9 protein-coding genes are annotated in these 14,482 nt (G+C 61.3%); 8 read left to right on the forward strand and 1 reads right to left on the reverse strand.

The features are described 5' to 3' along the window. The first annotated feature begins 44 nt into the window (after positions 1 to 44). The 7 genes from kdpF to ACQZ5N_RS06400 are packed head-to-tail and all read left to right on the forward strand — an operon-like array spanning position 45 to position 8,245. A complete protein-coding gene (kdpF, locus tag ACQZ5N_RS06370; RefSeq protein ID WP_003506089.1) occupies positions 45 to 134 on the forward strand; it encodes a K(+)-transporting ATPase subunit F in 90 nt (29 codons plus the stop codon). Between the two features lie 33 nt (positions 135 to 167). After that, positions 168 to 1,871, forward strand: a complete 1,704-nt coding sequence (gene kdpA / locus ACQZ5N_RS06375; protein ID WP_448732451.1) for a potassium-transporting ATPase subunit KdpA — start codon at positions 168 to 170, stop codon at positions 1,869 to 1,871. A gap of 9 nt (positions 1,872 to 1,880) precedes the next feature. Continuing rightward, positions 1,881 to 2,042 (forward strand): hypothetical protein, encoded by a 162-nt coding sequence (locus ACQZ5N_RS06380; RefSeq protein WP_448732452.1) that lies wholly within the window; start codon positions 1,881 to 1,883, stop codon positions 2,040 to 2,042. Positions 2,043 to 2,086: 44 nt separating this feature from the next. After that, positions 2,087 to 4,171 carry a potassium-transporting ATPase subunit KdpB gene (kdpB, locus tag ACQZ5N_RS06385; protein ID WP_448732453.1) on the forward strand — a complete coding sequence of 695 codons (2,085 nt, stop codon included), beginning with the start codon at positions 2,087 to 2,089 and terminating at the stop codon, positions 4,169 to 4,171. Positions 4,172 to 4,183: 12 nt separating this feature from the next. Beyond that, entirely contained in the window at positions 4,184 to 4,750 is a 567-nt protein-coding gene (gene kdpC, locus ACQZ5N_RS06390) for a potassium-transporting ATPase subunit KdpC (protein ID WP_448732454.1), read from the forward strand. Positions 4,751 to 4,804: 54 nt separating this feature from the next. After that, positions 4,805 to 7,507, forward strand: coding sequence for a DUF4118 domain-containing protein (locus tag ACQZ5N_RS06395; protein ID WP_448732455.1), 2,703 nt, complete (start codon positions 4,805 to 4,807; stop codon positions 7,505 to 7,507). 48 nt (positions 7,508 to 7,555) lie between these two features. After that, positions 7,556 to 8,245: a response regulator transcription factor gene (locus ACQZ5N_RS06400; RefSeq protein ID WP_448732456.1), complete on the forward strand. Its 690-nt coding sequence runs from the start codon at positions 7,556 to 7,558 to the stop codon at positions 8,243 to 8,245. Positions 8,246 to 8,275: 30 nt separating this feature from the next. Here ACQZ5N_RS06400 and ACQZ5N_RS06405 read toward each other — a convergent pair whose 3' ends face one another. Next, positions 8,276 to 9,328, reverse strand: a complete 1,053-nt coding sequence (locus ACQZ5N_RS06405; RefSeq protein WP_020809054.1) for a threonine aldolase family protein — start codon at positions 9,326 to 9,328, stop codon at positions 8,276 to 8,278. A 372-nt stretch (positions 9,329 to 9,700) separates the two neighbouring features. On the opposite strand from ACQZ5N_RS06405, the gene gltB reads away from it, so the two are divergent. Beyond that, positions 9,701 to 14,446: a glutamate synthase large subunit gene (gltB, locus tag ACQZ5N_RS06410; protein ID WP_448732457.1), complete on the forward strand. Its 4,746-nt coding sequence runs from the start codon at positions 9,701 to 9,703 to the stop codon at positions 14,444 to 14,446. The last annotated feature ends 36 nt before the right edge of the window (positions 14,447 to 14,482 follow it).

The raw sequence follows: 14,482 nt of genomic DNA on the forward strand, positions 1-14,482 counted from the left end.
TTGCCTATACGCGCGCCTGCGACCGGCTTTAGACGGAGGCTGCGATGACATTCGACTATATCTTGAGCGGCGCCGTCACGGTCTTTATCGCCGCCTATCTCACCTATGCTCTCATTCGCCCCGAACGTTTCTGATCGGGAAGCGGCGGCTATTGAAAGTTCAATACCATGACCCTCAATGGATGGTTTCAGATTCTGCTGTTTTGCGGGATCATTTTTGCGCTGGTGAAGCCGCTCGGCTTCTATATGGCGCGTGTCTTTAATGGCGAGCGCACCCTGCTGTCACCGGTTCTCGCACCGGTCGAGCGCGGCCTTTATGCCCTTGCCGGGACAAGCGAGCGTGAGGAGCAGCACTGGACGACCTATGCTTTCTCCATGCTTCTCTTCAACCTGCTCGGTTTTGCCCTGCTTTATGCCCTGATGCGCTTTCAGGCGGTGCTGCCCTATAATCCGCAGGGAATGGCGGCCGTGGGGCCGGAATTGTCCTTCAACACGGCGGTCAGCTTCGTCACCAACACCAACTGGCAGAATTATGGCGGCGAAAGCACCCTGTCCTATCTGACCCAGATGGCGGGTCTCACCGTGCAGAACTTCGTCTCCGCCGCAACAGGCATGGCCATCGCCATCGGCCTCATCCGCGCATTTTCCCGCGCTTCCGGCAAGGCGATCGGCAATTTCTGGGTGGATATGGTCCGCTCGACCCTCTACGTGCTTTTACCCCTCTGCATCGTGCTGACCCTCGTTTACGTATGGCTCGGCGTGCCGCAGACGCTCGGCGCCTACGTGAACGCGCAGACGCTGGAAGGCGCGCAGCAGACGATTGCCGTCGGCCCCGTCGCGTCGCAGCTGGCGATCAAGATGCTGGGCACCAATGGCGGCGGCTTCTTCAACGCCAATTCGGCGCATCCCTTCGAGAACCCCGACGCCATTTCCAACATGATCCAGATGGTGTCGATCTTCGCCATTGGTGCAGCCTTTACCAACGTCTTCGGCCGCATGGTTGGCAACCAGCGCCAGGGCTGGGCGATTCTCGCCGCCATGGGCGTGCTGTTCATCGCCGGCGTCGCCGTCACCTATTGGGCGGAAGCGGCCGGAAACCCGCTGATGCACGGCTTCGGGCTTGCCGGCGGCAATATGGAGGGCAAGGAGGTCCGTTTCGGCCTGGCCCTTTCGTCGCTCTTTGCGGTCATCACCACCGCCGCATCCTGCGGCGCGGTCAACGCGATGCATGGCAGCTTCACGGCGCTGGGCGGTCTTATCCCACTCATCAACATGCAGCTGGGCGAAGTTATCGTCGGCGGCGTCGGCGCGGGTTTTTACGGCATTCTGCTCTTCATCGTCATCGCCATCTTCGTGGCGGGTCTGATGGTCGGGCGCACGCCGGAATATCTCGGCAAGAAGATCGAGGCCAAGGAAATGAAGATGGCGGTTCTGGCCATTCTCTGCCTGCCGCTCGCCATGCTGGTCTTCACGGCAACGGCTACCGTACTGCCCTCGGCGGTCGCATCGATCGGCACGGCGGGGCCGCACGGCTTCTCCGAAATCCTCTATGCCTATACCTCGGCGGCCGCCAATAACGGCTCCGCTTTCGGCGGCCTCACCGGCAACACCACCTGGTACAACATCACGCTTGGTCTCGGCATGCTGATGGGACGTTTTCTGGTGATCATTCCGGCACTCGCCATTGCCGGTTCGCTGGTCACCAAGAAGACCGTTCCGGCTTCGGCTGGCACCTTCCCGACGGATGGCCCGCTCTTCGTCGGCCTGCTGGTCGGCACGATCCTGATCGTCGGCGGCCTTACCTTCCTGCCTGCACTGGCGCTCGGCCCCGTTGCCGAACATCTGGTGATGGCGGCAGGCCAGCTCTTCTGAGGTGACGCCATGAACGACAAGTCCCGAAGTAACCGCATCGTCTCCACCCGCAAAGGCGCTCCCGTCAAAGGGAGCGCCACGCCCGGCGGCTGGTGCGCTTCCAATGTCATTCTCGCGATGATGGCGGCTCTCGTCGCCGCCGTTGTCGCTCTCGAAGTTATCACGGGCTGATCGACCTTCATCGGTCGCCCCGTTTCAAACGCTGGAGCCTCTTCATGAGCCAGTCCAAACAAGCGAGCATCCTCGATTCTCGCATTCTCGTGCCGGCGATTGCCGCCGCATTCAAAAAGCTCAATCCGCGCACGCTTGCCCGCAACCCGGTCATGTTCGTGGTCGCGACGGTGTCGGTGCTGACGACCGTGTTGTTCATCCGCGATCTCATCATGGGCGGCGCCAATCTCGGTTTTTCCTTCCAGATCAATCTCTGGCTCTGGTTCACCGTATTGTTCGCCAATTTCGCGGAAGCCGTCGCCGAAGGGCGCGGCAAGGCGCAGGCGGATTCGCTGCGCCGGACCCGCACCGAAACCCAGGCGAAACTGCTCACCGGCGATGATCGCAGCCAGTATAAGATGGTGGCGGGCACCAGCCTGAAGGTGAACGATGTCGTTCTCGTCGAGGCGGGCGATATCATCCCCTCCGACGGTGAGGTCATCGAAGGTGTCGCCTCCGTCAACGAGGCGGCGATAACAGGCGAATCTGCTCCCGTCATCCGTGAATCCGGCGGTGATCGCTCTGCCGTCACCGGCGGCACGCAGGTGCTGTCGGACTGGATCAGGGTTCGCATCACCGCCGCCGCCGGTTCCACCTTCCTTGACCGGATGATTTCGCTGGTCGAAGGCGCTGAACGCCAGAAAACGCCGAATGAGATCGCGCTCAACATTCTGCTCGCGGGCATGACGCTGATCTTCGTTCTGGCCACCGCGACCATTCCAAGCTTTGCGGCCTATGCTGGCGGTTCCATCCCGATCATCGTGCTGGTGGCGCTGTTCGTGACGCTCATCCCCACCACCATCGGCGCGCTTCTGTCAGCTATCGGCATTGCCGGCATGGACAGGCTGGTGCGTTTCAACGTGCTCGCCATGTCCGGCCGCGCCGTCGAGGCCGCCGGCGATGTGGATACGCTGCTGCTCGACAAGACCGGCACCATCACCCTCGGTAACCGGCAGGCGACCGAGTTTCGCCCCGTTGCCGGTGTTTCCGAGCAGGAACTGGCCGATGCGGCGCAGCTTGCATCCCTTGCCGACGAAACGCCGGAAGGCCGTTCCATCGTGGTTCTCGCCAAGGAAAAATACGGCATCCGCGCCCGTGACATGCAGAAGCTGCATGCGAATTTCGTACCATTCACCGCCCAGACCCGCATGAGCGGTGTCGATTTCGAAGGTTCCTCCATTCGCAAAGGCGCAGTCGACGCCGTTCTAGCCTATGTTAACGGCGGCGCTTCGCAACAGGGCAATGTGGCGCTTGCCGTCAAAACCGAAACGGACGCCGCACGCGGCATCCGGACAATTGCGGAAGAGATCGCCAAGACCGGCGGCACGCCGCTCGCCGTCGTGCGGGATGGAAAGCTGCTCGGCGTCGTGCAGTTGAAGGACATCGTCAAGGGCGGCATTCGCGAGCGTTTCGCAGAGCTTCGCCGCATGGGCATCCGCACGGTGATGATCACCGGCGACAACCCCATGACGGCCGCGGCAATAGCAGCGGAAGCCGGCGTCGATGATTTCCTCGCCCAGGCGACACCGGAAAACAAGCTGGAGCTTATCCGCGAGGAACAGGCCAAGGGTAAGCTCGTCGCCATGTGCGGCGATGGCACCAACGACGCGCCGGCACTGGCGCAGGCCGATGTCGGCGTTGCCATGAACACGGGTACGGTGGCGGCACGCGAGGCGGGCAATATGGTCGATCTCGACAGCGATCCGACCAAGCTCATCGAGATCGTCGAAATCGGCAAGCAATTGCTGATGACGCGCGGCGCGCTGACGACGTTCTCCATCGCCAACGATATCGCCAAATATTTCGCCATTATCCCGGCAATGTTCCTGGCGCTCTATCCGCAGCTCGGCGTTCTGAATGTGATGGGACTTGCGACACCGCAGAGCGCCATCCTGTCGGCCATCATCTTCAACGCGCTCATCATCATCGCGCTCATTCCCCTGTCGCTGAAGGGCGTCAAATATCGTCCGATCGGCGCGGGTGCGCTGCTGTCGCGCAATCTGGTCATCTATGGCCTCGGCGGCATCATCGTTCCCTTCATCGGCATCAAGGCCATCGACCTCGCCGTCACGGCGCTCGGTCTCGCCTGAGGAGTAAAGACAATGTTCAAACAGCTTCGTCCCGCATTGGTGCTCATCCTCGCCACCACCGCCATCACCGGCCTTGCCTATCCTCTGGGCATGACGGGTCTCGCGCAGGCGATCTTCCCCTTTCAGGCCAATGGCAGCCTCATTGAAAATAGTGGTGTGGTTGTGGGTTCGCAATTGATCGGGCAGGCCTTTGCCGGTGAGAAATATTTCCATGGCAGGCCATCGGCTGCCGGCGATGGTTACAATGCCGCTTCGTCGTCCGGCTCCAATCTCGGCCCGACGAGCGCCAAGCTCATCGACCGGGTGAAACAGGACTACGAGGCCGCAAAAGCCGAAAATCCGGCGGCCGAGGTTCCGGCCGATCTGGTGACGGCCTCGGGCAGCGGCCTTGATCCGCATGTTTCGCCGGAGGCCGCTTATTTTCAGGTTCCCCGTGTCGCCAAAGCAAGGGGCATGGATGAGGCATCCCTGCGTACCATTGTCGAGCGCCATGTCGAAGGACCGGAACTCGGATTCATGGGAGAGCCGGTCGTGAATGTGCTGGCGCTCAACATGGCTCTTGACGCAGCCGGCTCATGAACTGAAATGGCTATGGCTTGTTCGCAAGCCATAGCCTCGACACTGGTGGGTTAAATGCCTGACGACAATCGCGATATGCCGAGCCGACCATCGCCCGATGCGCTGCTGGAAAACGCCCGGCGCGAGGCGCGGGGCCGGCTGAAGATATTTTTAGGGGCGGCACCGGGCGTCGGCAAGACCTATGAAATGCTGATGTCCGGCCGGGCGAAGCTGGCGGATGGGGTGGATGCCGTCATCGGCGTCGTGGAAACCCACGGCCGCCGGGAAACCGAAACGCTGGTGCAGGGTTTCGAGATCATCGCGCGCCGGCGTATCGATTATCGCGGTCAGGTGCTGGAAGAGATGGATCTCGATGCCATTCTCGCCCGTCGTCCCGCTCTGGTTCTGGTCGATGAACTGGCCCACACCAATGCCGCCGGCAGCCGCCACCCCAAGCGCTACATGGATGTTCAGGAAATTCTCGCGCAGGGCATCGATGTCTATACGACGCTGAACATCCAGCATGTCGAAAGCCTGAACGACGTCGTTGCGCAGATCACCCGCATCCGCGTTCGCGAAACAGTGCCCGACAGCATTATCGACCGGGCCGACGATGTCGAAATCATCGATATTACGCCAGACGATCTGATCAAGCGTCTGCAGGATGGCAAGGTTTACCTGCCCCGCACCGCCCGGCGCGCCATCGAGAATTATTTTTCGCGCGGCAATCTGACGGCGCTACGCGAACTTGCGCTGCGGCGCACCGCGCAACGGGTGGACGAGCAACTGCTCAACCACATGCAGTCCCATGCGATTTCCGGCCCGTGGGCCGCTGGAGACCGGGTTCTGGTTTGCCTGGACCACGGCGGCAATGGCCCGGGTCTGGTGCGTTATGCCCGCCGGCAGGCGGATCGTCTGCGCGCACCGTGGACGGCGCTGCATCTCGATACGCCGCGTTCGCAACAATTGTCGGAGGTGGAGAAGGACCGGCTGGCCGGCACCATGCGGCTCGCGCAGCAGCTCGGCGGCGAGACGGTGACCCTGCCGGCGCTCGATCTGACGCGGGAGATCATCTCCTACGCCAACGCCAATAATTTCACCCACATCATCATCGGCCGCCCGCGAAAATCGTGGTGGCAGCGGATTTTTCAGCGTTCGCTGACGCATGATCTGATCGATCATGCGGGCGATATCAGCGTTCACGTCATTTCCGGCGATAAAAAAGAAGAGAAGCTGGGCCAGGCCGCAAAGCCGGCCTCGGCGCAATCGCATCGTTCCATACGGCCTTATCTTAACAGCACCCTGTTCGTCGGTTTGGCGATCGTGGCCGGCATCGTGCTCGACCAGACGCTCGATGTCAGAAATCTGGCGCTGGTGTTCCTGATGGCGGTTCTGGCCGCCGCCGTGCGCGGCGGGCTGGGGCCAGCGCTTTATGCTTCCCTGCTCGGCGCTTTTGCATTCAATTTTTTCTTCCTTGAGCCGCGTTACACCCTGACCGTTCGCGATCCGGAAAGTGTCGTGGCGCTGCTGTTTTATCTCGGTGTGGCGCTTGTCGCCTCCAATCTCACGGCAGCCGTACAACGGCAGGCCGCCGCCGCGCGGGCAAGGGCGCGAACGACGGAAGATTTATATCTGTTCTCCAAGAAGCTTTCGGTGACGGGAACGCTGGACGATGTGCTGTGGGCGGCCGCTTTCCAGATGGCCTCGATGCTGAAGGTTCGGATCGTTCTGCTTCTACCGGAAAACAATACGATCACGGTCAAGGCGGGATATCCGCCGGACGATACGCTGGTGGACGCCGATATTGCCGCCGCGCAATGGGCCTGGGAACATAACAAGGCTGCGGGCAGGGGCGCGGATACGCTTCCCGGCGCCAAACGGCTTTATCTGCCCCTGCGCACCGGCAGCGGCGCCGTCGGCGTGGTGGGGCTGGACGATGACCGGCTCGGTCCGCTTCTGACGCCGGAACAGCAGCGACTGTTCGATGCTTTGGCCGATCAGGCGGCGCTCGCCATCGAGCGTATTCAACTCGTCTCGGATGTCGACCGGGCAAGGCTTGCGGCGGAAACCGATCGGCTGCGCACCGCACTCCTGACATCCATCTCCCACGACCTTAAAACGCCGCTTGCGGCCATTCTGGGCTCGGCCGGAACGCTGAAGGATTTCGGCGAGGACATCCCGCCGGATGCCCGCGCCGAACTGCTGTCGACGATCGTCGAGGAATCTGAGCGGCTGAACCGCTTCATCTCCAACCTTCTTGATATGACGCGGATCGGTTCGGGCGCGATGGAGCCGAATTACGGCCTGCATTTCGTGGGCGATATGGTTGGAACCGCACTTTCGCGCGCGGCGAAAATCGTCGTCAGGCATGAGATCGTTCTGGATATTCCCTCCGACCTGCCGATGCTGAAGGTCGACCCCGTGCTTTTCGAACAGGTCCTGTTCAATCTCATCGACAATGCCGCCAAATACGCTCCCGAACACACAGCCATCGAGATTCGCGGCTGGCGGCAAGGCAAGAATATCTTCCTCTCCGTGGCCGATGCGGGGCCGGGTATTCCGCCCGACGATACGGAACGGGTGTTTGACAGTTTCTACCGGGTACGCAAGGCGGATCATGTGCAGGCCGGAACGGGCCTGGGGCTATCGATCTGCAAAGGGTTTATCGAGGCCATGGGCGGTTCGATCCGCGCGGAAAACAGGTCGGGCCGTACCGGTGCGCAGTTTACCGTCAGTCTGCCGGTTCCCGCCGATGCGCCGGTGATAGACCATGATTAAGGCGCGATTGCCGGCGACAAGCAGCTATGCCGCTGAAGGAGATCGGGAATGACCAATTCCGCCGTTCGTATTCTGATCGTCGACGACGAACCGCCGATCCGCAAGCTTTTGCGCGTAGGGCTGTCGACCCAAGAATATACGGTGAGCGAGGCGATGAATGCGAAGGTGGCCATGGAGCTGGTCAGTGAGGACAAGCCCGATCTCGTCGTTCTCGATCTCGGCCTGCCGGATATGTCGGGGCATGATCTTCTGGCGAAATGGCGCGGCGAAGGGCTGGCGCTGCCGGTCATCATCCTCTCCAGCCGCACGGATGAGGCGGGTATCGTCAGGGCCCTGGAACTGGGGGCGGATGACTATATCACCAAGCCTTTCGGCATGAACGAACTCGTCGCCCGCATCCGCGTCGCCCTGCGCCATCGTCTGCAAAGCCAGGGGGAGAGGCCGGTGTTCCAGACCGGCGATCTTTCCGTCGATCTGGTCAGGCGTATCGTCAAGGTGGAGGACCGGGAGGTGAAGCTCTCGCCCAAGGAATACGACATTCTCAGGGTTCTGGTGCAGCATGCCGGCAAGGTGCTGACGCACCGTTTCCTGCTGGAGCATGTATGGGATGAACTGACCGACGTGCAATATTTGCGGGTTTACGTCCGCCAGCTTCGCCAGAAGATCGAAAAAATCCCGGATCAGCCGCGCTATATTCTGACGGAAACCGGGGTCGGCTACCGGCTGCAGGAGGTGTGAGGGCGCCGCAAGGCGACGCCCTCCGATAGTTTAAACGGCGGCGCAGATCGACAGGAATTCGTCCACATCGGCCTCGGTCGTCGCAAAGCTGGTGACCATGCGGATCAGCACTTCGTCCTTGCCGACCTTTTCCGGCATGTCGCGCGGCTCCAGCCAGTCATAGAACTTCGCACCCTTTGCCGTGGCGGCTTCGGCGGCGGCCTTTGGCAGAATAGCGAAAACTTCATTGGCCTGGGTCGGCCATGCAAGGCGGGCGCTGTTCAGCGAAGCGAAACCGGCGCGCAGCCGGTTGGCCATGGCATTGGCGTGGCTGGCGAGACCGAGCCACAGATCGTCCTGCAGATAGGCTTCGAACTGCGCGGCGATGAAGCGCGACTTGGAAAAAAGCTGGGCGGTGCGCTTGCGCAGGAAGGAAAAATCCCGGGCGAGCGAGGGATCGAAGAAGACGATGGCTTCCGCACACCAGCAGCCATTTTTCGTGCCGCCGAAAGACAAGACGTCGACGCCGCGTTTCCAGGTCATTTCGGCGGGCGTTGTACCGAGGGCGGCCAGCGCATTGGCAAAACGTGCGCCGTCCATATGCAGCGGCAGGCCGTTATCCTTGGCGATTTTGGCGATGGCGTCGATTTCATCGAGCGTGTAGACCGTGCCGGCCTCGGTCGCCTGCGTCATGGTGATAGCTGCGGCGCGACCGTGATGCACGGCATCCTGCGGATAACGCGCAATGCGCTCGATGAGGTTCTCCGGCAACATCTTGCCGTTCGGTCCCTCGACGGCGACCATGCGCATGCCGGAAAAGAAATCCGGCGCGCCGCACTCGTCCTCGATCACATGTGCTTCGGAATGACAGAAGGTCAGGCCGCCGGCGCGGGCGATGCTGGCTAGCGAAAGCGAATTGGCAGCCGTGCCGGTGGCGACGAAAAACACCGCGACCTCGCGCTCGAAAATCTCGTTGAAGCGCTTTTCGATGGAGAGATCGAGTTCGCTGGTGCCGTAAGCGGCGGCAAAGCGCGTGGATTCCCGCGAAAGCCGTTCGTTGACGGCAGGGTGGGCGCCGGCCCAATTGTCTGAAGCAAAAAACATCTCTGAAGGCTTTCCGATGGCTGGGGTTCTGGTTTGGGAATGCGTGGCGCGATGAACGGCAAAGTTCTATGACCTAAGATTGCGATTGGCAAATCCGGTAATGAAAGCAATGGCTCTCCGGGTGTTGTGATAAGAAAGTTTCGCGCAATAGGTCAGTATCGAAACTTCGCTGCAAAATGGGGCTTTCACTAATTGGATTCACGCCCTTGCTAAATTCGCCTGTTTCTGCCAAAATCCTCGTGAATTGAGACAGCTTTGCTGTCCTAAATTTGGTCGAGCCGGATTGAATGCGGATTTTGCGGGAAGCGAAAATTCGTGTCGAGCCGGATCTTCGCATGAAACCATGCAAGTAATTTTGCAGGAGGGACAAAAATGACGAACAAGCCGCAGGCGGAAATCGCCGCCGCCACCCTGACCACAGACTGTCCCACCGCGGCTGCGGCCGCACCCGTTTCTGCGAAAGCGCGTTTCGCGGGCGGTTTGCCGGAAAGGCAGGGTCTTTACGATCCGGCCAATGAACATGATGCATGCGGCGTCGGCTTCGTTGCCCATATGAAGGGCGCCAAGTCGCACCAGATCGTCAAGGACGGCCTGTTCATCCTTGAAAACCTGACGCATCGCGGTGCCGTCGGCGCCGATCCTCTGATGGGCGATGGTGCGGGCATTCTCGTGCAGATCCCCGACCGCTTCTTCCGCGAGGAAATGGCGGCGCAGGGCGTCACTCTGCCGAAGGCCGGTGAATATGCCGTCGGCCACATCTTCATGCCGCGCGATCCTTCCCGCATCGAGCATTACAAGAAGGTCATCGTTGACGTCATCGGCGAAGAGGGGCAGCAGTTCCTCGGCTTCCGCGATGTGCCGGTCGATAATTCCTCGCTCTCCAAGGCTCCGGATATTGCAGCGACCGAACCGCACCACGTGCAGGTCTTCATCGGCGCCGGCCGCGATGCCGCAAGCAATGCCGATTTCGAGCGCAAGCTGTTCCTGATCCGCAAGGTGCTCTCCAACCGCATCTATGACGAGGGCGGCGGCAAGGAAACGCAGGATTTCTATCCCGTTTCACTCTCCTCCTCGACCATCGTCTACAAGGGCATGTTCCTCGCCTATCAGGTGGGCGCCTATTACAAGGATCTTGCCGATCCGCGCTTCGAATCCGCGGTTGCGCTGGTGCATCAGCGTTTTTCGACCAACACTTTCCCGTCCTGGAAGCTGGCGCACCCCTACCGCATGGTCGCCCATAACGGCGAAATCAACACGCTGCGCGGCAACGTCAACTGGATGGCGGCGCGTCAGGCGTCGGTTTCCTCCGTGCTGTTCGGCGACGATATCTCCAAGCTCTGGCCGATCTCCTATGAGGGCCAGTCGGACACGGCCTGTTTCGACAACGCGCTCGAATTCCTCGTGCGCGGCGGCTACTCCATGGCCCATGCCGTGATGATGCTGATCCCGGAGGCCTGGGCCGGCAACCAGTCCATGTCGGCCGAACGCAAGGCATTCTACGAATATCACGCAGCGCTGATGGAGCCGTGGGACGGCCCGGCCGCCGTCGCCTTCACCGATGGCAAGCAGATCGGCGCGACGCTCGACCGCAACGGCCTGCGCCCGGCGCGTTACCTCGTCACCGATGACGACCGCATCATCATGGCGTCGGAAGCAGGCACGCTGCCGGTGCCGGAAGAGCGCATCGTCAAGAAGTGGCGCTTGCAACCCGGCAAGATGCTGCTGATCGACATGGAAAAGGGTTCCATCGTTTCCGACGAGGAAGTGAAGCACGAGCTTGCCGCCAAGCACCCTTACCGCACCTGGCTCGACCGCACGCAGCTCATCCTAGAAGAGCTGAAGCCGGTAGAACCGCGCGCGCTGCGCCGCGACGTGTCGCTGCTCGACCGCCAGCAGGCCTTCGGTTACACCAGCGAAGATACGAAGCTGCTGATGTCGCCGATGGCGACCACCGGTCAGGAAGCCATCGGCTCGATGGGGACCGATACGCCGATCTCGGCCATGTCGGAAAAGTCGAAGCTGCTTTACACCTATTTCAAGCAGAACTTCGCGCAGGTCACCAACCCGCCGATCGATCCGATCCGCGAAGAGCTTGTCATGAGCCTCGTGTCCTTCATCGGTCCCCGCCCGAACATTCTTGATCATGAAGGTGCCGCCCGCGCCAAGCGTCTGGAAGTGCGCCAGCCGATCCTGACCAATGGCGATCTGGAAAAGATCCGCTCCATCGGCCACACGGAAGACCGTTTCGACACCAAGACGCTCGACTTTACCTATGATGTGGAGCGCGGTGCCGAAGGCATGCCTGAAATGCTCGACCGCCTGTGCGAGCGTGCGGAATCGGCCGTTCGCGGCGGTTACAACATCATCGTTCTTTCCGACCGCCAGCTCGGCCCGGACCGCATTGCGATCCCCGCCCTGCTGGCAACGGCCGCCGTGCACCACCACCTGATCCGCAAGGGTCTGCGCACCTCGGTCGGCCTCGTCGTGGAAACCGGTGAGCCGCGCGAAATCCACCATTTCTGTCTGCTGGCCGGTTATGGTGCCGAAGCGATCAACCCCTATCTCGCCTTCGATACGCTGCTCGACATGCACAAGCACGGCGCCTTCCCGAAGGAAGTCTCCGACGATGAAGTGGTCTATCGCTACATCAAGGCGGTGGGTAAGGGCATCCTCAAGGTCATGTCCAAGATGGGCATTTCCACCTACCAGTCCTATTGCGGCGCGCAGATCTTCGACGCCATCGGCCTTTCCTCGGAATTCGTCGAGAAGTATTTCTTCGGCACCGCCACCTCCATCGAAGGCGTCGGCCTGACTGAGATTGCCGAAGAAACCGTAACGCGCCACACGGCTGCCTTCGGCAAGGATCCGATCCTTGCCAACACGCTCGATATCGGCGGCGAATACGCCTATCGCATGCGCGGCGAAAGCCATGCCTGGACGCCGGACGCCGTTGCCTCGCTGCAACACGCCGTGCGCGGCAACAGCCAGGATCGCTACCGCGAATTCGCCGGCATGGTGAACGAGACGGCGCTGCGCATGAACACCATTCGCGGCCTGTTCAAGGTCAAGTCGGCGGAAGCGCTCGGCCGCAAGCCGGTTTCCATCGACGATGTCGAGCCGGCGGCTGATATCGTCAAGCGGTTCTCGACTGGCGCCATGTCCTTCGGCTCGATCAGCCGCGAGGCGCATACCACGCTTGCGATTGCCATGAACCGTATCGGCGGCAAGTCCAACACGGGTGAGGGCGGCGAAGAATCCGACCGTTACATGCCGCTGTTGAACGGCAAGCCGAACCCGGAACGCTCGGCCATCAAGCAGATCGCTTCCGGACGTTTCGGTGTAACGACCGAATATCTCGTCAATGCCGATATGCTGCAGATCAAGGTGGCGCAGGGTGCCAAGCCCGGCGAAGGCGGCCAGCTGCCCGGCCACAAGGTGGATGCGACGGTTGCCAAGACGCGTCATTCGACGCCGGGCGTCGGCCTCATCTCGCCGCCGCCGCATCACGATATCTACTCCATCGAAGATCTGGCGCAGCTGATCTACGACCTGAAGAACGTCAACCCGGAAGCCGATGTTTCGGTGAAGCTGGTGTCGGAAGTCGGCGTCGGCACGGTTGCGGCCGGTGTCGCCAAGGCGCGCGCCGACCATATCACCGTTGCCGGTTTCGATGGCGGCACGGGCGCTTCGCCGCTTACCTCGCTGAAGCACGCCGGTTCCCCATGGGAAATCGGTCTTGCCGAAACCCAGCAGACGCTGGTGCTGAATGGTCTTCGCTCGCGCGTTGCCCTGCAGGTAGATGGCGGTCTGAAGACCGGCCGCGACGTCATCATCGGCGCGCTGCTCGGTGCGGATGAATTCGGCTTTGCCACCGCGCCGCTGATCGCGGCCGGCTGCATCATGATGCGCAAGTGCCATCTCAACACCTGCCCGGTCGGCGTCGCGACGCAGGACCCGGTTCTGCGCAAGCGCTTCAAGGGCACGCCGGAACACGTCATCAACTACTTCTTCTTCGTGGCCGAAGAAGTGCGCGAAATCCTCGCTTCGCTTGGCGTTACCAGGCTGGACGAGATCATCGGCGCTTCCGAGCTGCTCGAGAAGGACGAGATGCTGGCGCACTGGAAGGCCAAGGGGCTGGATTTCAACCGCATCTTCCACAAGGTCGAAGCTCCGAAGGAAGCAACCTTCTGGACCGAGCGCCAGAAGCACCCGATCGACGATATTCTCGACCGCAAGCTGATCGAGAAGTCCCTGCCGTCGCTCGAAAACCGCGAGCCCGTGGTCTTCGAAGTGCCGATCAAGAACGTCGACCGTTCCGCCGGCGCCATGCTGTCGGGTGCGCTTGCCAAGCGCTGGGGTCACAAGGGCCTCAAGGACGATACGATCCACGTCACCCTCAAGGGGACGGCGGGCCAATCCTTCGGCGCTTTCCTCGCCCGTGGCATCACCTTCGATCTGGTGGGTGACGGCAACGACTATGTCGGCAAGGGCCTTTCGGGTGGCCGCATCATCGTGCGCCCGCCGGAAAATACCCGTATCGTTGCGGAAAACTCGATCATTGTCGGCAATACCGTTCTTTACGGCGCGATCACCGGCGAGTGCTATTTCCGTGGCGTGGCTGGCGAGCGTTTCGCGGTGCGTAACTCCGGCGCGGTCGCGGTTGTCGAAGGTGTCGGCGACCACGGTTGCGAATACATGACCGGCGGCATCGTCGTTGTTCTCGGTGAAACGGGCCGCAACTTCGCGGCCGGCATGTCCGGCGGCGTGGCCTATGTTCTCGACGAGAAGGGCGATTTCGCCACTCGCTGCAACATGGCCATGGTCGAGCTGGAGCCGGTTCCGGAAGAAGACGACATGCTGGAGAAGCTGCACCATCACGGCGGCGACCTCATGCACAAGGGACGCGTGGACGTTTCCGAGGACATGACGCGCCACGACGAGGAGCGTCTCTACCAGCTGATCTCCAACCACTTCCATTACACGAACTCGTCGCGCGCCAAGGATATACTCGACCGCTGGAGCGAGTTCCGTCCGAAGTTCCGCAAGGTCATGCCGGTCGAATACCGTCGTGCGCTTGAGGAAATGGAGCGCATGCGCATGGGCGTGGCGGCGGAGTAATCCGCCGCGTGAGGATACTACACCAACTGGTCTCGC

This window comes from Agrobacterium sp. 22-221-1 (assembly GCF_053522445.1).